At 70.6% G+C, this 20,874-nt stretch carries 18 protein-coding genes; 7 read left to right on the forward strand and 11 right to left on the reverse strand.

Features of this window, described 5'->3' with window-relative positions:
- Positions 1-65 precede the first annotated feature (65 nt).
- Positions 66-1,664, reverse strand: coding sequence for a hypothetical protein (locus tag ACLBXO_RS00995; protein ID WP_447684198.1), 1,599 nt, complete (start codon positions 1,662-1,664; stop codon positions 66-68).
- Between the two features lie 280 nt (positions 1,665-1,944).
- Between ACLBXO_RS00995 and fcl the strand changes: the two genes are divergently transcribed.
- The 3 genes from fcl (at position 1,945) to ACLBXO_RS01010 (ending at position 4,718) form a co-directional block, all read left to right on the forward strand.
- Complete coding sequence (fcl, locus tag ACLBXO_RS01000) at positions 1,945-2,916, forward strand: GDP-L-fucose synthase (RefSeq protein WP_447684199.1); 972 nt, start codon at positions 1,945-1,947, stop codon at positions 2,914-2,916.
- Positions 2,917-2,993: 77 nt separating this feature from the next.
- Positions 2,994-4,016 (forward strand): SGNH/GDSL hydrolase family protein, encoded by a 1,023-nt coding sequence (locus ACLBXO_RS01005; protein WP_447684200.1) that lies wholly within the window; start codon positions 2,994-2,996, stop codon positions 4,014-4,016.
- 3 nt (positions 4,017-4,019) lie between these two features.
- Complete coding sequence (locus ACLBXO_RS01010) at positions 4,020-4,718, forward strand: GDSL-type esterase/lipase family protein (RefSeq protein WP_447684201.1); 699 nt, start codon at positions 4,020-4,022, stop codon at positions 4,716-4,718.
- On the opposite strand, the gene ilvD is transcribed toward ACLBXO_RS01010, so the two are convergent.
- On the reverse strand, positions 4,719-6,548 hold the full coding sequence (ilvD, locus tag ACLBXO_RS01015; protein ID WP_447684202.1) for a dihydroxy-acid dehydratase: 1,830 nt from the start codon (positions 6,546-6,548) through the stop codon (positions 4,719-4,721).
- Between the two features lie 127 nt (positions 6,549-6,675).
- Here ilvD and ade point away from each other — a divergent pair, with 127 nt between their 5' ends.
- On the forward strand, positions 6,676-8,397 hold the full coding sequence (gene ade, locus ACLBXO_RS01020; RefSeq protein WP_447684203.1) for an adenine deaminase: 1,722 nt from the start codon (positions 6,676-6,678) through the stop codon (positions 8,395-8,397).
- Between the two features lie 87 nt (positions 8,398-8,484).
- Complete coding sequence (locus ACLBXO_RS01025) at positions 8,485-8,910, forward strand: organic hydroperoxide resistance protein (protein WP_331317920.1); 426 nt, start codon at positions 8,485-8,487, stop codon at positions 8,908-8,910.
- Between the two features lie 147 nt (positions 8,911-9,057).
- On the opposite strand, the gene ACLBXO_RS01030 is transcribed toward ACLBXO_RS01025, so the two are convergent.
- The 6 genes from ACLBXO_RS01030 to ACLBXO_RS01055 form a co-directional block, all read right to left on the reverse strand.
- Complete coding sequence (locus ACLBXO_RS01030; protein WP_331317919.1) at positions 9,058-9,891, reverse strand: FAS1-like dehydratase domain-containing protein; 834 nt, start codon at positions 9,889-9,891, stop codon at positions 9,058-9,060.
- Position 9,892: 1 nt separating this feature from the next.
- Entirely contained in the window at positions 9,893-11,041 is a 1,149-nt protein-coding gene (locus tag ACLBXO_RS01035) for an acyl-CoA dehydrogenase family protein (RefSeq protein ID WP_447684204.1), read from the reverse strand.
- Positions 11,042-11,050: 9 nt separating this feature from the next.
- Entirely contained in the window at positions 11,051-11,800 is a 750-nt protein-coding gene (locus ACLBXO_RS01040) for an SDR family oxidoreductase (protein WP_447684205.1), read from the reverse strand.
- Between the two features lie 34 nt (positions 11,801-11,834).
- Entirely contained in the window at positions 11,835-12,980 is a 1,146-nt protein-coding gene (locus ACLBXO_RS01045) for a CaiB/BaiF CoA transferase family protein (protein ID WP_447684206.1), read from the reverse strand.
- 233 nt (positions 12,981-13,213) lie between these two features.
- The gene (locus ACLBXO_RS01050; RefSeq protein ID WP_447684207.1) at positions 13,214-16,378 is read right to left on the reverse strand and encodes an efflux RND transporter permease subunit; all 3,165 of its coding nucleotides are present in this window, start codon (positions 16,376-16,378) and stop codon (positions 13,214-13,216) included.
- Positions 16,379-16,439: 61 nt separating this feature from the next.
- Complete coding sequence (locus ACLBXO_RS01055) at positions 16,440-17,693, reverse strand: efflux RND transporter periplasmic adaptor subunit (RefSeq protein ID WP_447684208.1); 1,254 nt, start codon at positions 17,691-17,693, stop codon at positions 16,440-16,442.
- A 255-nt stretch (positions 17,694-17,948) separates the two neighbouring features.
- Here ACLBXO_RS01055 and ACLBXO_RS01060 point away from each other — a divergent pair, with 255 nt between their 5' ends.
- Together ACLBXO_RS01060 and ACLBXO_RS01065 are read left to right on the forward strand one after the other, a co-directional pair.
- On the forward strand, positions 17,949-18,176 hold the full coding sequence (locus ACLBXO_RS01060) for an HOOK family protein (RefSeq protein WP_331317913.1): 228 nt from the start codon (positions 17,949-17,951) through the stop codon (positions 18,174-18,176).
- Positions 18,177-18,626: 450 nt separating this feature from the next.
- The gene (locus ACLBXO_RS01065) at positions 18,627-18,806 is read left to right on the forward strand and encodes a hypothetical protein (RefSeq protein WP_447684209.1); all 180 of its coding nucleotides are present in this window, start codon (positions 18,627-18,629) and stop codon (positions 18,804-18,806) included.
- Here the strand turns inward: ACLBXO_RS01065 and ACLBXO_RS01070 are convergent, their stop codons facing one another.
- The 3 genes from ACLBXO_RS01070 to ACLBXO_RS01080 are packed head-to-tail and all read right to left on the reverse strand — an operon-like array spanning position 18,807 to position 20,750.
- Positions 18,807-19,022, reverse strand: a complete 216-nt coding sequence (locus ACLBXO_RS01070; protein WP_447684210.1) for a hypothetical protein — start codon at positions 19,020-19,022, stop codon at positions 18,807-18,809.
- Positions 19,015-19,629 (reverse strand): cysteine hydrolase family protein, encoded by a 615-nt coding sequence (locus ACLBXO_RS01075; protein WP_331317910.1) that lies wholly within the window; start codon positions 19,627-19,629, stop codon positions 19,015-19,017. Before ACLBXO_RS01075 ends, ACLBXO_RS01070 begins: the two co-directional genes overlap by 8 nt.
- Positions 19,626-20,750: a GNAT family N-acetyltransferase gene (locus tag ACLBXO_RS01080; RefSeq protein ID WP_331317909.1), complete on the reverse strand. Its 1,125-nt coding sequence runs from the start codon at positions 20,748-20,750 to the stop codon at positions 19,626-19,628. The genes ACLBXO_RS01075 and ACLBXO_RS01080 overlap by 4 nt, the downstream gene beginning before the upstream one ends.
- Positions 20,751-20,874: the final 124 nt, after the last annotated feature.

Genomic DNA, 20,874 nt, shown 5'->3' on the forward strand with positions numbered 1-20,874 from the left:
TATCGCGGTCCTTTCCCGGCGCGCAAGACCGAAAACAGGCGCGGCCGTGACGAGATGCAGGGCGTTCAGAACTCGCCCGCGAGGCCGGCGCGGACGCCCACGGCGTTGTCGCCGCCGTAGGCCACGCCGGCGGTCACGGCGATCGGAACGCAGCAAGTCGGCAACCGGTGCGCCACGGCGAGTCCGCCGGCCCACTCGCCCCGATAGGTCGCCCCATTGGTGGCCCAGGTCGTCTTGCCCGGCGCCGACGGCATCGGCGCGGTCGCCATCGCGATGGCCATGGCGACGCCCTGGCGGGCCTCCTTGCGGGTCTGGATCGCGTAGCGCTGTACCGAGTCGGTCTTGGCTTCCAGGTTGTTGACCTGCGCCTGCACCGAATCGATCCGGTTGCCGAGTCCGGCGATCGTCGAGGGTCCGTAGGCCGAGGCCGCGAGGTTGCCGTTGGCGTCCGTGGTCACGAAGGCCGTGGCTCCGCTCTGGGCGGCGGCGCTCGCCTGCGAGGCGATGCCGGCAAGCCTGTAGGTGTTCGCGGAATTGCCGATCGCGACTTGGTTGGCCTGGGTCGTCTTGACGTTGGCGCCGATCGCGACCGTGTTGGCCTGGTTGGCGGCCGCCCCGTTGCCGAGCGCGACGCTGTTGTTGCCGGCCGCCGAGGCGGCCGCACCGACGGCGGTCGAGCCGGTCCCGGTCGCGCCGGCGACGAAGCCCAGGGCGGTGCTGCCGGCTCCGGACGCCGCGGAAGCCGTGCCGATCGCCGTTCCGCCGAGCCCCTGCGCGCTGGCCGCGTAGCCGAGGGCGACGCTGCCGGTGTTGGCCGCGCTGGCGCCCGTACCGACCGCGGTCGAGGCCGTCCCGGCCGCGCTCGAACCGTAGCCCACAGCCAGCGCGTCGCTGCCGACGGCGATCGGCGCGGCCTGATTGCTGGTGTTGTTGGCGGCGACGCCCGTGACGCTCGTGAGCTGTGACAGCCGCAGTTCGTTGATGACGGTCTGCCCCTGGGACTGCGTCACGTTGCCGGTGATGATGTAGATGCCCTGATTGGACCCCCCTCCGGTCCCCCCGCCACCGGTACCACCACCCGCTCCGCCCCCGCCCGTCCCGCCGCATGTACCGCAGCCGCCCGTTCCGGTCCCTCCCGCGGTACCCAGGGTCAGACCGGTGCCGAGCAGCCCGTCGCCCGGCCCAGTCGTGCCGACCAGGACGCCGGTCCCGAGCACGCCACCGCTGGTGGTCCCGACATTGAGGCTGGTTCCGAGGACGCCGCTTCCGGGAGCGGTGGTGCCGACCGTCACGCCCGTGCCGAGCACGCTGCCGCCGGTCGTGGTCCCGACACTCACACCGGTCCCCAACACGCCGGTGCCGGGATCCGTAGTGCCGACCGTGACGCCGGTGCCGAGGAGTCCCCCGCTCGTCGTGCCGACGTTGAGGCCCGTCCCCAGGACGCCGCTGCCGGTACTGCTCGTGCCGACAGTCAACCCGGTGCCAAGTATGCTATTCGTGGTTGTATCCAGCGCGCCGCGGAGGAGCTGTGCCTGGGCGGGTGACGCCAGGGCTGTGCAGAGCAGAAGCCCGGCCGTGATCGGGATCGCCCGGGTCGCGCCCGGGCGAAAGACAGCGAGCATCGCAGTCCGCGGCACGGCCGGGACGACGGTCAAGGGACGCATCTGGAACTCCATCGCTGCGTGGCCGGGGGGCGATTCCGAACCGGCCCTGCAATCCGTCGGTCGGTGAGCAGGAACGGAATGCAGCTTCTGGTAGAATTATTAACGGTAACTTTCAGTTGTATTGGAGTCGTTCGTTTCCCGTACAATGACGCGGTTCGCGGAGGCCGGCGTGCACCCCGTGGCCCGCCTCAGAAAACGCGTGTTTGCGCGGCGATATCGCGCCGCAAAGGGGCTATTAGGGGCTCGGAAATCCGAGCTTTCGGCAGGGAACGGACGTGTGATGGACGGTCGGGGTCAGACCATTTTCGTGGCGGGCCATCGGGGCATGGTGGGCTCGGCGATCGTGCGTCGCCTGCGCGCTCTCGGTCACGAGCGGATCCTCACGGCCGACCGCCGGACCCTGGATCTCCTGGATCAGGCGGCGGTCCGGCGCTTCTTCGCCGAGAACCGCGTCGATCAGGTCTACCTCGCCGCCGCGCGCGTCGGCGGGATCCACGCCAACAACGCCTACCCGGCCGAGTTCATCCACGAGAACCTGCTGATCCAGTCGAACCTGATCGACGCCGCGCACACGCACGGCGTCGACCGGCTGCTGTTCCTCGGCTCGTCCTGCATCTACCCGAAGCTCGCCCCGCAGCCGATGCGCGAGGACGCCCTGCTGACCGGGCTGCTGGAGCCGACCAACGAGCCCTACGCGATCGCCAAGATCGCGGGGATCAAGATGTGCGAGAGCTACAACCGCCAGTACGGGCGCCGCTATCGCAGCGTGATGCCGACGAACCTCTACGGGCCGAACGACAACTTCCATCCCGAGAACGCCCACGTGCTGCCGGCGCTGATGCGCCGCTTCCACGAGGCGAAGCGGGCGGGTCTGGCGAAGGTCACGGTCTGGGGCACCGGCCGGGCGATGCGCGAGTTCCTGCACGTCGACGACATGGCGCGGGCGAGCGTCTACGTGATGGAGATGGACGACGCGGTCTACGCCGCGAACACGCGCCCCGACCTGTCGCACATCAACGTCGGGACCGGCGAGGATTGCACCATCCGGCAGCTCGCCGAGGCGCTGGCGCGGGTGGTCGGCTACGCGGGCGAACTGGCGTTCGACGCGACCAAGCCCGACGGCACGCCGCGCAAGCTGATGGACGTGTCGCGGCTGAAGGCGATGGGCTGGCGGCCGGAGATCGCCCTCGAGGACGGCCTGCGCCAGACCTACGGCTGGTTCCTGGAGAACCACGCCACGCTGCGGAGCTGAGCGGGCCCACCGTCCCGCCGCTCGGTCGACCAACCATCGCACAGCCACCGGGCCCGCGCCCGGGGAGGAGACGGACCATGGCCCACCGGCCGCCCGACGGCAGCGCGGACGCGCGACGGCGGAAGTTCCTGCAGAGCTTCCAGAACTTCGACGCGAACAGCCGGTTTCCCGCGCCCTACGCGCATTTCGCCGGCAAGCCGCTGACGGAGGCGTCCGGTCAGGGCTGGCGCTACGACGCGCTCGGGTATCGCAACGACGCGCACGCTGACGCGCGGCCGCCCTCCGAGACGCTGCGGGTCTTCGTCGTCGGCGACAGCACGCTGATCGACGGCCAGGTCTTCGCCGACACCGTGCCCGGGCGGCTGGAGACCGGGCTGAAGCACGCGCACGGGCCGGGCGCGCGGGTCTACAATTTCGGGGCGGTCTCGGCCTGCCTGAACCAGATGATCGCCCTGATCACGACGCGGCTGATGGACCTGCAGCCCGACGTCATCCTGATCGTCGGCGGGGCGACCGACATCTTCCAGCCCTGGAGCTTCGATCCGCGGGCGGGCGTCCCCTACAATCACTTCGCGAACGAGAGCCTGTACGACTACTTCTTCGACTCGAGGAAGTCGGCCGACGACGCGGAGACCCTGTCGTATGACGGCTTGCAGGCGATGATCTTCAACCGCCTCGAGAACCTGCGCGCGCTGACGAACTGGCAGTCCGACATCTGGGAATGGGAAGTGGTGCGGCAGTTCGAGCTTGCGCTCAGGCGCCTCGCGCGGCTCGCGCCCGGGATCGGCGCGCCGGTGCGGTTTCTCCTGCAGCCGACAGTCGTCCGCAAGCAGACGCTCGCGGGCGCGGAGGCCGGCGCCGCGTCCGGCGCGTTCCTCGCCTATCTCGACCGGCAGTACGGGCGTTTCGAGAGTGTGTTGGGACGGCTGGACGCCGCCGACAAAACCTTCGCGGCGCGGGACCTGAGCCGCCTGTTCGAGGCCGACACCCGTGCCCTGTTCACCGACATCGTCCACGTGACCTCGGAGGGGCGCCAGGCGATGGCCGACCGTCTCCAGGCGGAGGTGGTCGAGACGGCCGGGGCGGCGACGGCCGCCTGAGCCATGGCCGAACCGATCGTCTTCGTCGGCGACTCGATCACGGAGCTCTGGGGCTTCCACCGGGCCGGTACCTTCGAGGCCTACGACCTCATCCCCCGCGGCGGCTCCGGCCAGACGGCGCGCTGGATCACCATGCGGTTCGCCCGCGATCTCGCGGAGACCGGCGCCCGGGGCGTGCATCTCCTGTGCGGCGTCAACGATATCGGCCGCAACGAGGGCGTCTTCGTCCCGGTCGAGGAGATCTGCCGGACGCTCGCCGGCATGCTCGACGAGGCCCGCGCCCTGGGCGTGAGGGCCTGGATCGGTTCGCTCACGCCGGTTGACGGCATCCCGTGGAACCCGGAGGTGCGGGACGCGCCCGCCATGATCGCGGCGGTCAACGCTTGGCTCCGGAACCACGCCCACGAGCACGGCGCGATCTTCATCGATTACCACGCCGTGCTGGTGTCCGAGACCGGCGGGCTCCGGCCGGACTACGGGACGGACGGGCTCCACCTGAGCCCGGCCGGATACGCGGCGATCGAGCCTCTGATGCTCCGGGCGCTCGGTCGCATCCCGGATGCCGCCCCCGCGCCCGCCCTGTCGGTGAAGGGTGCGTCAGCGAAGGTGACGCGGTCCGCCCGCGCGCGCCTCATCGGCGTCGCGGTGGCGGCGGCGGCCCTCATGGCCGCCATAGCCGCCCTGGTCCTCGAACTCCGCTGATCAGACCCGGCGCACCGCGCCGTGCGCCGCGCTCGTCGTGAGCATCGCGTAGGCGCGCAGGGCCGCGCTCACCTTCCGCTTGCGCGGCTTCGCCGGCTGCCAGCCCGCCGCCTCCTGGGCGACCCGCCGCTGGTCGAGCTCCGCCACGTCCACGTCGAGGTGGATGCTGCGGTTCGGGATGTCGATGGCGATCCGGTCGCCGTCGCGCACGAGGCCGATCAGGCCGCCCTCGGCCGCCTCGGGCGAGACGTGCCCGATGGACAGGCCCGACGACCCGCCGGAGAACCGCCCGTCGGTGACGAGAGCGCAGGACTTACCCAGCCCCTTCGATTTCAGGTAGCTCGTCGGGTAGAGCATCTCCTGCATGCCGGGGCCTCCCCGCGGTCCCTCGTAGCGGATCAGCACGACCTCGCCGGCCGTTACCTTGCCGTTGAGGATGCCGTCGACGGCCGCGTCCTGGCTCTCGAACACGCGGGCGGTGCCCGTGAAGGTCAGGATCGCGGCGTCGACGCCCGCGGTCTTCACGATGCAGCCCTGCTCGGCCAGGTTCCCGTAGAGCACGGCGAGGCCGCCATCCTGCGAATAGGCGTGGGCCGCGTCGCGGATCACGCCGCCCTCCCTATCGAGGTCGAGTTCATCGAAGCGGGATTCCTGGCTGAACGCCACCTGGGTCGGCACGCCGCCGGGGGCCGCGCGATAGAAGTCCTGCACCGAGGTGGACGGTTCGCCGCGCACGTCCCAGCGGGCGAGCGCCGCGCCGAGCGTCCCGGCCGAGACGTTGCCGACGCCGGTGTCGATCAGGCCGGCCCTGTCGAGCTCGCCGAGGATGCCCATGATGCCGCCGGCCCGGTGGACGTCCTCCATGTGGACGTTGGCCACCGCCGGAGCGACCTTGCACAGCACCGGCACCCGCCGGGACAGCCGGTCGATATCGGCCATGGTGAAGGGCACCTCGCCCTCGTGGGCGGCGGCCAGAAGGTGCAGCACCGTGTTCGTCGAGCCACCCATGGCGATGTCGAGCGTCATGGCGTTCTCGAACGCCTGGAAGCTCGCGACCGCGCGCGGCAGCACGCTGGCGTCGTCCTGCTCGTAGTGGCGGCGGGCCAGATCGACGATCAGGTGGCCGGCCTCGACGAACAGGCGCCTGCGGTCGGCGTGAGTGGCGAGCACCGAGCCGTTGCCCGGCAGAGCGAGGCCGAGGGCCTCGGTGAGGCAGTTCATCGAGTTCGCCGTGAACATGCCCGAGCAGGAACCGCAGGTCGGGCAGGCGGAGCGCTCGATGACGGCGACGTCCTCGTCGGAGATTCGGTCGTCGGCCGCCGCGATCATCGCGTCGACGAGGTCGACCTTCTTCGCGATGCCCGGCAGCTGGACCTTGCCGGCCTCCATCGGGCCGCCCGAGACGAACACCGTCGGGATGTTGAGGCGCAAAGTCGCCATCAGCATGCCGGGGGTGATCTTGTCGCAGTTCGATATGCACACCATCGCGTCGGCGCAGTGCGCGTTGACCATGTACTCGACGGAATCGGCGATCAGCTCGCGGGACGGCAGCGAGTACAGCATCCCGTCGTGGCCCATGGCGATACCGTCATCGACCGCGATGGTGTTGAACTCCTTGGCGACGCCGCCGGCCGCCTCGATCTCACGCGCGACGAGCTGGCCGAGGTCCTTCAGGTGGACGTGGCCCGGAACGAACTGCGTGAAGGAGTTCACCACCGCGATGATCGGCTTGCCGAAATCGGAATCCTTCATGCCGGTGGCGCGCCAGAGGCCGCGGGCGCCGGCCATGTTGCGGCCGTGGGTGGTGGTGCGGGAGCGATAGGCAGGCATCGAGAGCTTCGACCAGTTCAAAGACGAGCGGCTTCTGCGCCCGCGCCCGCGCATCCGCAAGCGTCGCCGAGGGGCTGGCACCCGTGGCATGCTTCTGGCGGATGGCAGGACGGAGGGGCGACTCGCGATGACACAGGCAGATTTCCTCCGGCGGGCCATCGCGCAGGGTCAGGGACGGGCCGAGGCCGACCTCGTCCTGAAGGGCGGCCGCTTCCTCGACCTCGTCACCGGCGACCTCGTGGCTTCCGACATCGCGATCTGCGGCGACCGGATCGTCGGGACCTTCGGGCAGTACCGCGGCGCCCGAGAGATCGACTTCTCCGGCCAGGTCGTCGTCCCGGGCTTCATCGACACGCATTTCCACGTCGAGTCGTCCCTGATGCCGCCGCAGGAATACGAGCGGTGCGTCCTGCCGCACGGCGTCACCACCGGCATCTGCGACCCGCACGAGATGGCCAACGTGCTCGGCACCGACGCCTTCACGTGGTTCCTGGAATCCTCCGAGACGCTGGCGATTGACCTGCGGGTGCAGCTCTCGTCCTGCGTCCCGGCCACCGATCATCTAGAGACCTCCGGCGCCCGGATCGAGGCTCAGGATCTCCTGCCCTTCGCGACGCACCCGAAGGTGATCGGCCTCGCCGAGTTCATGAACTTCCCGGGCGTGCTGGCGGCCGATGCGGGCGTCCTGGACAAGCTCGCGGCCTTCCAGGGGCGGCACATCGACGGCCACGCGCCGCTCCTGCGCGGCCTCGGCCTCAACGGCTACATCGCGGCGGGCATCCGCACGGAGCACGAGGCGACCTCGCCCGCGGAGGCCAGCGAGAAGCTCTCGAAGGGCATGACCGTGCTGATCCGCGAGGGCTCGGTCTGCAAGGACCTGCATGCCCTCGCGCCCATCCTGACCGAGCGGACGGCGCCGTTCGTGGCCTTCTGCACCGACGACCGGAACCCTCTCGACATCGCCGAGGAGGGGCACCTCGACTTCGTCATCCGCACGGCCATCGCCCTCGGCGTGCCGCCACTGGCCGTCTACCGTGCAGCCTCCTGGTCTGCGGCCCGCGCCTTCGGGCTGCACGACCGGGGCCTCGTCGCGCCCGGCCAGCGCGCTGACCTCGTCGTGCTCGACGATCTCGCCGCCTGTGCCGTGTCGCAAGTCATCAGTGCGGGCCGGCCGGTGAACGCGGCGCTCTTCGACGCGCGCGCGTCGATCGAGCCGATCGGCCGCCGGAGCGTGCGGGCGCGGCACGTGACGGCCGCCGATTTCGCCGCTCCGGGCTCCGGGCCGTCGACGCCGGTGATCGGCGTCGTGCCCGGCAAGATCATCACCCTGCGGCACGACCTGACGCTGCCCTATTCCGGCGGCGAGCGCCGGATCGACCTGGACCAGGACGTCATCAAGGTCGCGGTGGTCGAGCGGCACGGCCGGACACAGCCGGGCGCGCGCGGCGTCGGGGTCGCGTTCGTGAAGGGGTTCGGCCTCAAGCGCGGCGCCATCGCCTCTTCGGTCGGGCACGACAGCCACAACATCACGGTGGTCGGGGCGGACGATGCCGACATGGCCGTGGCGGTGAACCGGCTCGGCGCGATCGAGGGTGGCTTCGTGGTGGTCGAGGGCGGCCGCGTGCTGGCCGAGATCGCGCTGCCGGTCGCCGGCCTGATGAGCCTCATGCCGTTCGACGCCATCCGTCGGTCGCTCGTAACGTTGCGCGACGCGGCGCGAAGTCTGGAGGTCGTCCTCCCGGAACCCTTCCTGCAGGTCGCCTTCCTGCCCCTGCCGGTGATTCCCCACCTGAAGATCACCGATCGGGGCCTCGTCGATGTCGACCGTTTCGCGCTGATCGACCCTTGAAATTAGATTGTGCGCAATCTATTTGGGGGCTGTGCGGAAGCGCGCCGGCACCTACATGCCGGCGGCATCCCCAAACCGGAGAGTTCCATGCCCGTAGACGTGAAGTATCGCACCAGCGCCACTGCCACCGGCGGCCGCGACGGCGCCGCCCGGACAGCCGACGGCAGCTTCGAGGTCAAGCTCTCGACCCCGAAGGAACTCGGTGGCGCGGGCGGTCCGGGCGCGAACCCGGAGCAGCTCTTCGCGTCCGGCTACTCGGCCTGCTTCCTGGGCGCCATGAAGGCCGTTGCGCCGTCGCTGCAGCTGAAGGTTCCGGCCGATACCACCGTCACCGCCGATGTCGGCATCGGCCCGCGCTCCGAGGGTGGCTTCGGCATCACCGCCGACCTGACCGTCAGCCTTCCGGGCCTCGACCGCGCCGACGCGCAGAAGCTCGTCGACGCCGCGCATCAGGTCTGCCCGTACTCCAACGCGACCCGCGGCAACGTCAACGTCGGCCTGAAGCTGGCCTGAGCCACCTTTGCTCGGGTCGCGCGGACGCGCGGCCCACCGCTGCGCGGCTCGTGGACATGTCCGGGCGCCGCTGCGACGATCCTGAAACGGTGAGGCGCGGACCGCCCTCGACGTCCTCTCGGATCAGGATTGCGGGCTCGCGGCTCCTCATGCGTCGCCGCGGGCCCGCATGCAGACGCGGCTCGCCGCGTCGACGGTCACACCCTCGAATCCCGCTCCGCTGATCCGCCCGCAGATGCGGAAGGTCTGGTTCGCCGTCATCGGTGAGACCCCGCGATAAGCGAATGTCCGCGGAACCTGTCCCAGGAGCGTCGCGGCGAGGTTCATCAGCAGCGTGGCCTGCATCGGTCCGTGGACCACGAGGTCGGCGTAGCCCTCCACCTGCGTCGCGTAGGGCTGATCATAGTGGAAGCGATGTCCGTTGAAGGTCATCGCCGAGTACCGGAACAGCAGCGTCGGCGTCGCCGGCATTGCCCAGACCGCGGTGTAGGCGTCGGGATCGTCGCGCTCGGGCGCAACTCTCGTCCCAGTCTCAGCCCCGGCCGCCTCGCGATAGACGATATCCTGTCGTTCGTGGATCGCGACGCCCCGTCCGGTCGAGACCGCGTGATCGACGGTGACGAAGCACAGGCTACCGCTCCGTCCACTCTTGAAGGCGACGTCGCGCACGGTCTCAGTGCGCGTGACCGCGTCCCCCGCGCGCAGGTCCGAGACCGTCTCGATCTGGCCGCCCGCCCACATCCGGCGGGGGAGCGGGACGGGTGGCAGGAACCCGCCCTTGGTTGCGTGGCCGTCCGGGCCGAGGGACTCGGCCGGCGGGGTCTCGGGCGCGAGACACCAGTGCAGGGCCGGCGGCGCGATCCCGTCGGCGACCGGCGCCAGATGCGGCGCGAAGGTCGCGCGAAACTCGGCGAGGAGGCGCGGGGTGACGAGATCGGACGCCTCCCGCGTCCGGCCGATCCAGGCGCTGAGATCGGTCATGTCAGTACGAGCGCGGCAGGCCGAGCACGTGCTCGGACAGGTAGGCGAGGATCAGGTTCGTGGAGATCGGCGCGACCTGGTAGAGGCGCGTCTCGCGGAACTTGCGCTCCACGTCGTACTCCTCGGCGAATCCGAAGCCGCCATGGGTCTGGATGCAGGCGTTCGCCGCCTCGAAGGACGCGTCGGCGGCGAGCATCTTGGCCATGTTGGCCTCGGCCCCGGGATTGGCCCCGCCCTCGTAGAGCGTCAGCGCCTCGCGGACCATGAGTTCGGCCGCGCGCATGTTCGCGTAGGCCTTCGCGATCGGGAACTGGATGCCCTGGTTGGCGCCGATCGGGCGGCCGAAGACGGCCCGCTCGCCGGCATAGGCGCGGGCCCTGTCGATGAACCACTTGGCGTCGCCGACGCATTCGGCCGCTATCAGGATCCGCTCGGCGTTCATGCCGGACAGGATGTAGCGGAAGCCCCTGCCCTCCTCGCCGATGAGGTTCTGCGCCGGAACGCGGAGATTGTCGAAGAAGACCTCCGTCGTGGCGTGGTTCATCATCGTGCGGATCGGCCGGATCGTCAGGCCGTTGCCCTTCGCCGCGCGCATGTCGACGAGGAGCACCGACAGCCCGTCCGTGCGCTTCATGCCCTCGGCCCTCGGCGTGGTGCGGGCGAGGAGCAGCATCAGGTCCGAGTGCTCGGCGCGGCTGGTCCAGATCTTCTGGCCGTTGACGACGTAGTGGTCGCCTTCCAGGCGCGCCGTCGTCTTCAGGCTGCCCGTGTCGGTGCCGGAGGTCGGCTCGGTCACGCCGAAGGCCTGGAGCCGCAGGCGGCCCTCCGCGATGCCCGGCAGGTACGCGGCCTTCTGCGCCGCGGAGCCGTGCCGCAGCAGCGTGCCCATCGTGTACATCTGGGCGTGGCAGGCGCCGCCGTTGCAGCCCGCCCGCTGCACCTCCTCGAGGATCGCGGCGGCCGCCGAGAGCGGAAGGCCGGAGCCGCCGTACTCTTCGGGGATCAGCACCGACAGGTAGCCGCTCTCGGTCAGCGCGTTCACGAACTCGGTCGGGTAGGCCATGTCCCGGTCGAGCGCCCGCCAGTACGGGCCCGGGAAGCCGGCGCAGAGCCTGGCGACCGCCTCGCGGATCTCGGTATAGGCTTCCATAGGGACTCCTCAGGCCGTGCGGCCGCCGTCGACGGGCAGGTCGACGCCGGTGATGAACGCCGCCTCGTCGGAGGCGAGGAACAGGGCCGCCGCGGCGATGTCGCTCGCCTCAGACAGGCGCCCGAGCGGGATCGTGGCGATGAAGCGGTCGCGGTTCTCGGGGGTGTCGAGGACGCCCATGAAGTGCTCGAGGAGCCCCGTCGCTCCCATGACCGGGCAGAGGGCGTTCACCCGGATCTTCCAGGGCGCCAGTTCCAGGGCCAGCGACTTGGAGGCGAGGCTCGCCGCGCCCTTGGAGGCGTTGTACCACGTCAGCCCCGGGCGCGGCCGCAAGGCCGCCGTCGAGCTGACGTTCAGGATCGCGCCGCCGCCCGCGTCGCGCATCAGCGGGGCGACTTCCCGAACGTAGTGGAAGATCGACTTCACGTTGACCCGGAAGACCCGGTCGAAATCCTCCTCCGTCACCTCCATCAGCGGCTTGTTGCGGTGGGTGGTTCCGGCGTTGTTGACGAGGATGCTCGGCACGCCGAAGCGCTGACGCGTCTCGGCGACGCTGGCGGCGACGTCGGCGGCCAGCCCGACATCGGCGGCGATCGCGATGGCGTTGTCGCCGAGCGCCGCCGCGACGCGCTCGGCAGCAGCGCGGTCGATGTCGACGCAGGCGACCTTGGCGCCCTCCGCGGCGAACCGCTGGGCGATCCCGGCCCCGAAGCCGCTGCCGGCCCCGGTCACGAGCGCGATCTTGCCGTCGAGTCTCATCGTCTCCTCCCGGTCGTTCCGATCTGCTGACAGATCACTGTCCTCGAGCCCGGCGCCCGAATTCCTCGCGGATCCGCGTCCCGTGCTCGTCGATCGCCGGGACCGGGCCGAGGGCGCGGACCGCGCCGTCGATCAGCACCGGCGGCGCCACGATCCGGGCCGGCCCCGACGGCGTCCGGACCTCCGCGCGTATCAGCGCCGGGTGGGTGGCGAGGTCCGCCAGCGTGTTGACAAAACCGTAGGCGGTGCCCGCCGCCTTCAGCCGCGCGGCGGCCTCGTCGCGGGACAGCCGCACCAGCGCGCCGCCGACGCGCAGGTCGACCGCGGCGCGGTTGGCCACCCGGGCTGTGTTGGACGCGAAGCCCTCGGCCCGGGCGAGCTCCGGCTCCCCGAGCACGCCGGCGCAGAAGCTCGCCCACTCGCGCTCGTTCTGGATCGAGATCAGCACGAGGCTGCCGTCGGCGGTGGGGAAGGCCCCGTAGGGGCAGATCGAGGGGTGCGCGAGGCCGACCCGCCGCGGGGCCTCGCCGGTCCCCTCGAAGTAGAGCAGCGGCACGTTCATCCAGTCGGCGGCGCCGCTGAACAGGCTGACCTCCAGGGCGCAGCCCTGCCCGGTGATCCCGCGGGCGATCAGCGCCTCGAGAACCGCGGCGTGGGCGTCCATCCCGCAGGCGACGTCGCAGACGGAGACGCCGACGCGACCGGGTCCCGCCGGGTGGCCGGTGATCCCGGCGAGCCCGCTCTCGGCCTGGACCAGCAGGTCGTAGGCCTTCATGTCGCTGTAGGCGTTGCCGGCGCCGTAGCCGGAGATGTCGACGGTGATCAGCCGCGGGTAGCGCGCGCGCAGCTCCGCCGAGCCGAACCCCGCCCGGGCCGCCGCGCCGGGGGCGAGGTTCTGCACGAACACGTCGGCCTGCGCGAGGATCGCGTGCAGGAGACGGGCATCTCCCGGATCCTTGATGTCGGCGACGAGGCTCTCCTTGCCGCGGTTGAGCCAGACGAAGTAGCTCGCGAGGCCGTTGACCGCCCCGTCGTAGCCGCGGGCGAAATCACCCTCCGGCCGCTCGATCTTGATGACCCGGGCCCCGGCATCGGCGAGCCGCGAGGTGCAGTAGGGCGCGGCGACGGCCTGCTCCAGGGCGAGCACGGTCAGCCCTCGCAGCGGCAGGTTCTGGCTCATCCCCATCCTTCGGCGTCCCGCGGTCTCAGAGGGCCGGCGCCGAGGGAACTGGAACGGCGAGGAGCCCCGCCAAGCGGGCGGCAGTGACAGGGCTGCCCGGCCGTCGGCTTCGGGACGCCGCTCCCGCGACGCTCAGCGTCTCCGCGAGCGCAGCGAAGCGATCCAGGACAGCGCGACCTCGGCGAGCGCGGCGCATCTGGATGGCTTCGCTGCGCTCGCAAGGACGGTCGGCCTCACTCCGCCGCGCGCAGCGCCGGCGGGCCGCGAACCTCCTCCACCGGCTCGGGATCGTCGAGGGCCGCGTCCACCGCCCGCGGCTTGTCGCGGAACGAGAAGCGGTGCGCCAGCCGGTCGAGGTAGATGTAGATCACCGGCGTGGTGAAGAGCGTCAGCACCTGGCTCACCGCGAGGCCGCCCACCATGGCGTAGCCGAGCGGCTGCCGGATCTCCGAGCCGGTCCCGGTGGCGACCATCAGCGGGATGCCGCCGAGCAGGGCCGCCATCGTGGTCATCAGGATCGGCCGGAAGCGCAGCAGCGCGGCCTTCCGGATCGCGACCTCGGGCGAGAGGCCCTCCTCGCGCTCGGCGACGATGGCGAAGTCGACCAGCATGATGCCGTTCTTCTTCACGATGCCGATGAGGAGGATGATGCCGATCAGCGCGATCAGGCTGAAGTCGAATCCCGCCCACATCAGCACCGCGAGCGCGCCGACGCCCGCCGAGGGCAACGTCGACAGGATCGTGATCGGGTGGATGAAGCTCTCGTAGAGGATGCCGAGGATCAGGTAGACCACGAACAGGGCCGCAAGGATCAGAAGCGGCACCGTCGAGAGTGATTGCTGGAAGGCCTGGGCGGTGCCCTGGAAGCCGCTGACCACGGTCGGCGGGACCTGCAGCTCGCGCATCGCCCGGCCGATCGCCTCCGTGGCCTGCCCGAGGGCGACGTCGGGGGCGAGGTTGAAGCTGATCGTCACCGCCGGGAACTGACCCTGGTGGTTCACCGCCAGCGGCGCCACCGGGTCCGTCGTCCAGCGGGCGAAGGCCGCGAGCGGCACCTGCCCGCCGCCGATCGGTGCCTTGATGTAGATCTTGTCGAGACTCTCGACGCTGCCCTGGAGCGCCGGCAGCACCTCCAGCACCACGTGGTAGCTGTTCAGCTGCGTGAAGTACTGCGCGATCTGGCGCTGGCCGAACGCGTCGTAGAGCGTGTCGTCGATCAGCTGGGGCGTGATGCCGTAGCGCGAGGCGGCGTCGCGGTCGATCGACAGCGTCAGGGTCGTGCCGCGGGTCTGCTGGTCGGTGGCGACGTCGCGCAGCTCCGGCAGCGTCTTCATCTTGTCGAGGATGCGCGGCGCCCAGGTGTTCAGCTCGGCGAGGTCCGGATCCTGGAGGGTGTACTCGAACTGCGTCCGCGAGGTGCGGCCGCCGGTGCGCACGTCCTGGGTCGCCTGGATGAAGGTCCGGATGCCCTCGACGCGTTCCAGCTTGGGGCGCAGCCGGCCGATCACCTGGAAGGCGTTGACGTCGCGCTCGTCGCGGGGCTTGAGCGTGATGTACATGCGCCCGGAATTGAGCGCCTGGCCGTTGCCGCCGAGCGACATGCCGACGGTGGCGACCGCGGGATCGGCCTGGACGATGGCGCCGACCTTCTCCTGCAGCGCCTTCATGGCCGAGAACGAGATGTCCTGGCCCGCCTCGGTGACGCCGATCATGAAACCGGTGTCCTGCTGCGGGAAGAAGCCCTTCGGGATGGCGACGAACAGGTAGCCGGTCAGCGCCAGGGTGGCGAAGAAGACCAGCAGCGTGACGCGGCGGAAGCGCAGGGCGACGTCGAGGGCGTCGGCGTAGACCGCCAGCAGCCAGTCGAAGGCGGCCTCGCTCACGCGGTAGAGGCGGCCGTGGCGCTCGGCATCGTGGGCCTTCAGCAACCGCGAGGCCATCATCGGGGTCAGGGTCAGGGAGACGAAGGCCGAGACCGCGATGGTCATCGACAGAACCACGGCGAACTCGCGGAACAGCCGTCCGATGATGCCGCCCATCAGCAGGAGCGGGATCAGCACGGCGATCAGCGACACCGAGATCGACACGATGGTGAAGCCGATCTCGCCCGCGCCCTTGAAGGCGGCCTCCATGGGCCGCATCCCCTCCTCGACGTAGCGGCTGATATTCTCCAGCACGACGATGGCGTCGTCGACCACGAATCCCACCGAGATGGTGAGCGCCATCAGCGAGAGGTTGTCGAGGGTGTAGCCCGCCATCCACATCAGCGCGCAGGCGCCGAGCAGCGCGAGGGGCACGGTCACGCTCGGGATCACGGTCGCCCAGAAGCTGCGCAGGAAGACGAAGATCACCCCGACGACCAGCACGATCGTCAGCAGCAGGGTGAACTGCACGTCCTCGACCGAGGCGCGGATGGTCTGCGTGCGGTCGCTCAGGATACCGACCTTGATGGCGGCCGGCAGGGTGGCGGTCAGGCGCGGCAGCTGGGCCTTGATGCTGTCGACCGTGTCGATGACGTTGGCGCCGGGCTGCTTGAACACGACGAGGAAGATGCCGCGCTTGCCGTTGGTCCAGCCGGCCTGCTTGGTGTCCTCGGGGCCGGCGACGGCCTGCCCGATGTCGCGGACGCGCAGCGGCGCGCCGTCGCGATAGGCGACGATGACGTCCTTCCAGTTGTGGGCCGCGGTGAGCTGGTCGTTGGCGTAGATGGTGTAGCTGTGGCTGCCGCCGTCGATGCTGCCCTTCGGGTTGTTGACCGTGGTGAGGGTGAGCTGCGCGCGCACGTCCTCCAGCGACAGCCCCTTGGCCACGAGCTTGGCCGGGTCGATCTGGATCCGCACGGCGGGCTTCTGCTGGCCGCCGATGAAGACCTGGGCGACGCCCGAGATCTGGCTGATGCGCTGGGCGAGCTGCACGTCGACCGCGTCGTCGACGTCGATCAGCGGCATGCTGTCGGAGGTGGCCGAGAGCAGCAGGATCGGCGAATCGGCCGGGTTGACCTTGCGGTAGGTCGGCGGAGTCGGGAGGTTCTTCGGGAGCTGGCCGCTGGCGGCGTTGATCGCCGCCTGAATGTCGCTCGCCGCGCCGTCGATGTTGCGGTTGAGATCGAACTGGACCGTGACCGTCGAGATCCCGAGGGAACTCGTCGAGGTCATCTGCGACACGCCCGGGATCTGCGAGAACTGCCGCTCCAGGGGCTGCGCCACCGACGAGGCCATCGTCTCCGGGCTGGCACCGGGCAGCTGCGCGGTCACCTGGATGGTCGGGAAATCCACCTGCGGCAGCGGCGCCACGCCGAGCAGCGGGTAGGCCACCACCCCGAGGAACAGGATGCCGACCATGATGAGCGTGGTCGCCACCGGGAACCGGATGAACGGTGCCGAGATGCCGCCCTTCATGGCCGGGCCTTCCGCGGAGACGCGCCCGCCGTCATGCGTGCCGTCGTGCGTGCCGCGCGCCTCACTGGACCGCCTCCGCCTGCGCGGTGTGGGCGGCGTGCGGATCGGCCACGAGGCTGCCGTCCTGGACCTTGTACTGCCCGGCGACGATCACCCGCTCGCCGGGGCGGAGGTCGCCGCTGAGGACGCGCGTCCGCCCGGAATCCGAGCGACCCGCCTTCAGCGCGCGCTGATGGGCCCGGTTGGCATCGTCCACCACGAAGGCGAACAGCCCGTCGGGACCGTGCTGGATCGCGTTGTCCGGCACCGTCGTGGCGACCGCGACCGTGCCGACCCGCATCTTGGTGGAGACCGACAGGCCGGGCCACAGGGCGTGGTTCCTGTTCTCGTAGACGGCCTTCAGGCGGATCGTGCCCGTCGCCGTGTCGACTTGGTTGTTGAACAGGGCGAGCTTGCCGTCGGCGAGCTTGGTCAGCCCGTCGGACGTCCAGGCCTCCACCGGCACGTCGCCGGCCTTGAGGGCCGCGGTGATCGCGGGCAGCTGATCCTCCGGCGCCGTGAACACCACGAAGATCGGCTCGACCTGGGTGATCGTCACGATCGGAGTCTGGCCGGCCGCGTTGACGATGTTGCCGATATCGACTTGCCGGAAGCCCGTGACCCCGTCGATCGGCGCGCGGATCGTGGCGTAGCCGAGCTGCGTCGTGGCGTTGTCGATGGCCGCCTGGTCGGACGCCACCTGCGCGGTGAGCTGGGCGACCAGGGCCGTCTGCGTCTCGGTCTGCTGCCGGGAGGCGAAGGCGCCCAGCCCGGTGTAGCGGACGAGGTCCGCCTTCGCGTTGCCGAGGTTGGCCGTGTCCTGCTCCTTCTTGGCCTTCGCCTGATCCAGCGCCGCCTGGTACGGCCGCGGGTCGATCTGCACCAGCACGTCGCCCTTGCGGACGGTCTGTCCCTCGCGGAACGCGACCTGCTGGATCTCGCCGTCGACGCGCGTGCGCACCTGCACGGTGTTGTACGCCTGGACCGTGCCGAGACCGTTCGACACGAGGGCGAACGGCCCCTGCTCGACCGTGCCGAGGGTGACGGGCACCGGCAGCGGAGCCGCCGTCCTGGACTTCACCGGAGGCTGGTTCAGGCGCGTGTAGCCGTAGGCGCCGCCGCCCGCGACGGCGAGCAGCAGGAGGATCAGCCCGGCCGCGCCGGAGCGCTTCTTCGCCAGTCCGGCGACGGCGCGTGGCGCGTCGCCGTGGCTCCGGTCCGCGACCGTCTCGTCCGCGCGAGACCCGTCGCGGCCGTGCACGTCCTCACTCAGCATGCGCCGATATCCGCCCGTTGATCCGACCGCTTCGCGGACCGGGATAATTTTGCATTCAATAGCATACAATGACCGCGCCGGACATCGCGGGACCCCGCGGATCGCGGCAATGTTCCGCGCGCGGAAAGCGTGCTACCGCCGCGGATGAAGGGCGGCGTCGCTCCGTCGGATGCCCTGTCCGGACGGCCCGGGCCCGGTCCGGGCGCGCGGGATGACCGTCGAGGCCGCGCCGAGGATGTGAGACCGGGACGCCGCATGGCCTCGACGCTGGAACTGGACGGCCTGAACGAACTGCGCGACGCGCTGATCGAGGAGCGGCAGATCATCGTCGCGTCGGTGCGCAGGCTGCGCGACGCGCGGCGGCAGAAGGGCACCTTCGTTCTGGGCGACGGCGCGGAAGCCGGGCCGCGGCTGGTCGCCGTGCAGGAGCAGATCGAAGTGGTCGAGTCCATCATCGCCGCGCTGACGCAATCCCGGGCCTGACGCAGCCGGCCTCGGATCTCGGAAGAGCTGACCCGGTACACGCGCGCGGGCCGCTGCCGATCCGACTTGGCACAGTTCGGTGTCCGGGATGTTTCTGCGGCTTCCGCTGCCCGGATGACGGAACGGACACTTGTCTGGCGGCGGCAACTCGGGACCGGGCGCGATTTTACAGTAAAAGGTTGAGAATATTATCGATCTCGATAGGTCAAGGGCGGACGGATGGTCGTCCTTTGCTGTATACATGGCTGCGCTGCGTGACGCCGTCGCGGCCGTCACGGTCGACCGGCGCTCGCCGCGCGACGCCGCGGGCGCGGGATCAGTGTGCCGGCTTTAGATCGAGCCCGCCGTGACGATCGCCGCGGGTTGTACAAGATCTGCCCATCTTTCGGGCTGGACGATCGCGTCGCTGTCCTGTTAGCGGACCGCAACTCAAGGCGCGGGACTTCGAACATGGACGCCTTCGATCACGCCGAGATGGCGCGCGACGCCGACGCGACCATCGCAACGCCTCACGAGAGCGATCTGCTGGCGCTCTGGCGCGCGCTCGACGCCGAGAGGAGCGCGCGCGACGAGCGGACCGCGCGCCTGCGCGCGATGCGCCTCATCGGCGGCGAGGACGGGACCGACTGATCACGCGGGGTCGGGCTCACCGTCCGGCAGCCGGCTCGCCAGCATGAACCCGACGGCCATCGCCATGGCCTCGGCCTGCGCGATCAGCGCCGGCTCGCCGGCCTCGCGCGCCGCTTGCAGCAGCTCGATCGCGTGCCGGCCGAGGCGCAGGTCCACATCCTCGTCGCCGGCTGGGACCCGGTCCGGAATCCCGTGATTCTGGCTTCGGTCAGTCATTGGCGTGCGTGGGTCTCGTAGCGGTGGGCATGGGCTCGAACGGCGCCGTGGCCGCGATCCAGGATTGCGTGTCCGTGACGTCGCCGAACACCCGCATCACCGCGCTCACCGACCGGTGGATCTCGTCGGCCGAGATGCCGTCGAGGTCGTGGCTCGCGGAGGCGTCGGACAGGAAGGTCACGTCCTGTCCTCGGTGGAAGCCGTCGACCGCGGTGGCGAGGCAGGACGACTCGCCGGCGAAGCCCGCGATGACGAGCGGCGGGGAGCCGCGCTCCATCGCGTCCGCGAAGGCGGGGCTGGCGTAGCAGGACGGGCGATCCCGGTCGAAGATCATGTCGCAGCCGTGCGGCTCGAAACCCTCGATCCAGCGGACGAAGCGGCTGCCCGCCTGGAACAGGGGCGCGCCGACCCAGCGGACGTAGACCACCTGCATGCCGCTCGCGCGGGCATGCGCGAGCGCGCGGCGGCAGTTCGTGAGCGCGGGCTCGATCCCCGCCAGGGCGAGCGGTCGGCCCGCGACCTCGTATTCCCGCTGCATGTCCACGAGCACCAGGACCGGGACGCTGCGCGGCCGGCGATACAGCGCCGGGTTGATCGGCCGGTTCATCGCGCAACGACCGCCCGGTCGACGGAGGGGCGGGTCACGGCGCGGCTCCGCGAGCGGTCGAGAGCGCCCGCGCGGTGCCAGCGCCCCTCCGGCCGGATGATGACGTAGGGGTCGGCGCCGAGGCCGATGGCCTGCGGGTGCGGCTCCGCCTCCATCAGCATCTCGACGTAGTCGAAATCCGAGAAGACCAGCTCCTGCGCGCCCTCGAAGACGCGGAAGCCGAAGCGGCTCCAGAAGCCGACGAGGCGCTTCTGGGCGTGGCCGTAGAGCCGGCGGTAGCCCTTGACCCGGGCGAGCTCGATCCCGGCGCGGACCAGCGCGAAGGACAGGCGCGTGTTGCGGAACTCGGCCCGGACCGCGAGGCGCTCGATCTTGGCGAACTCGGCGAAGAACCGGAGGCGCAGGCAGCCCGCCGGCTCGTCGCCGACGTAGCCGATCAGGTGCGTCGCCGAGAGGTCGTTGCCGTCGAACTCCTCCTCGTACGGGCAGGCCTGTTCCGCCATGTAGACGGCGGCCCGCAGGGCGATCACGCGGGACAGATCCTCCATGTTCCGCGCGACCGCGACGCTGACCCCTTTCCCGCCCGGCCGGTGGCTGTCGTACGAAGGCGCCGGCTCCCCCTTCGGCGCGCGGGCGAAGTGGTACAGGGCACCGCGGGCGGAGGTCTGCGCCGTGAAGCCGAGCGTCGTCAGGAGGTCGGCCCCCTCGGGGGTGGCCGCGCGGGCGTAGAAGTCGACGCCCCGGTAGGTCGGGCTCGACAGACGATCGAAGACGAGGCCGACGCCGCCGGAGAGGCGCCGCCGCGCGTAGACGGCCCAGACGTAGATCCCGGCCGGGCGTTCGTGCTGGCCGGCCAGCAGCGCGGCGGGCGGATCGGACGCGTCGAGCGTCCCGGCCTCGAGCGCGGCCACGCCCGCGGCGTTCAGCATCAGGCAGGCGACGAAGCCCTCGCCCCGCGGATCCGCAGCGTCGAATCTGTGGCGCTGGGCGATCGCCAGCACCGCGTCGGGATTGATCGACATCACCCGCTGGACGGTGCGCAGGGGCGCGAGGTCGGGCAGATCCGCGCGCGCCGCCGCGATCAGGCGCCCCAGATCGTCCGGTGTCGGCGTGAAGATCACGAGGTGGCGGGCAATCCGGCCGACCTCGAGGGCATTCAGAGCGTGCCGCGGCGGCGGAGAGACTGGCGCTGTAGCGAGTTGATCCGCGTCCTTCGCGACGAACTGCGCGCGAGCTATGTGCACC

The sequence above is a fragment of the Methylobacterium sp. C33D genome (assembly GCF_053345825.1).

Coding starts and splice junctions, on each gene's coding strand:
- ACLBXO_RS01030 (WP_331317919.1), bottom strand. CDS start 9,891: ATGACCGATCTCAGCGCCTGGATCGGCCGGACGCGGGAGGCGTCCGAT.
- ACLBXO_RS01025 (WP_331317920.1), top strand. CDS start 8,485: ATGCCCGTAGACGTGAAGTATCGCACCAGCGCCACTGCCACCGGCGGC.
- ACLBXO_RS01005 (WP_447684200.1), top strand. CDS start 2,994: ATGGCCCACCGGCCGCCCGACGGCAGCGCGGACGCGCGACGGCGGAAG.
- ade (WP_447684203.1), top strand. CDS start 6,676: ATGACACAGGCAGATTTCCTCCGGCGGGCCATCGCGCAGGGTCAGGGA.
- ACLBXO_RS01035 (WP_447684204.1), bottom strand. CDS start 11,041: ATGGAAGCCTATACCGAGATCCGCGAGGCGGTCGCCAGGCTCTGCGCC.
- ACLBXO_RS01075 (WP_331317910.1), bottom strand. CDS start 19,629: ATGAACCGGCCGATCAACCCGGCGCTGTATCGCCGGCCGCGCAGCGTC.
- ACLBXO_RS01010 (WP_447684201.1), top strand. CDS start 4,020: ATGGCCGAACCGATCGTCTTCGTCGGCGACTCGATCACGGAGCTCTGG.
- ilvD (WP_447684202.1), bottom strand. CDS start 6,548: ATGCCTGCCTATCGCTCCCGCACCACCACCCACGGCCGCAACATGGCC.
- ACLBXO_RS01065 (WP_447684209.1), top strand. CDS start 18,627: ATGGACGCCTTCGATCACGCCGAGATGGCGCGCGACGCCGACGCGACC.
- ACLBXO_RS01045 (WP_447684206.1), bottom strand. CDS start 12,980: ATGAGCCAGAACCTGCCGCTGCGAGGGCTGACCGTGCTCGCCCTGGAG.
- ACLBXO_RS00995 (WP_447684198.1), bottom strand. CDS start 1,664: ATGCGTCCCTTGACCGTCGTCCCGGCCGTGCCGCGGACTGCGATGCTC.
- ACLBXO_RS01050 (WP_447684207.1), bottom strand. CDS start 16,378: ATGAAGGGCGGCATCTCGGCACCGTTCATCCGGTTCCCGGTGGCGACC.
- ACLBXO_RS01070 (WP_447684210.1), bottom strand. CDS start 19,022: ATGACTGACCGAAGCCAGAATCACGGGATTCCGGACCGGGTCCCAGCC.
- fcl (WP_447684199.1), top strand. CDS start 1,945: ATGGACGGTCGGGGTCAGACCATTTTCGTGGCGGGCCATCGGGGCATG.
- ACLBXO_RS01060 (WP_331317913.1), top strand. CDS start 17,949: ATGGCCTCGACGCTGGAACTGGACGGCCTGAACGAACTGCGCGACGCG.
- ACLBXO_RS01040 (WP_447684205.1), bottom strand. CDS start 11,800: ATGAGACTCGACGGCAAGATCGCGCTCGTGACCGGGGCCGGCAGCGGC.
- ACLBXO_RS01055 (WP_447684208.1), bottom strand. CDS start 17,693: ATGCTGAGTGAGGACGTGCACGGCCGCGACGGGTCTCGCGCGGACGAG.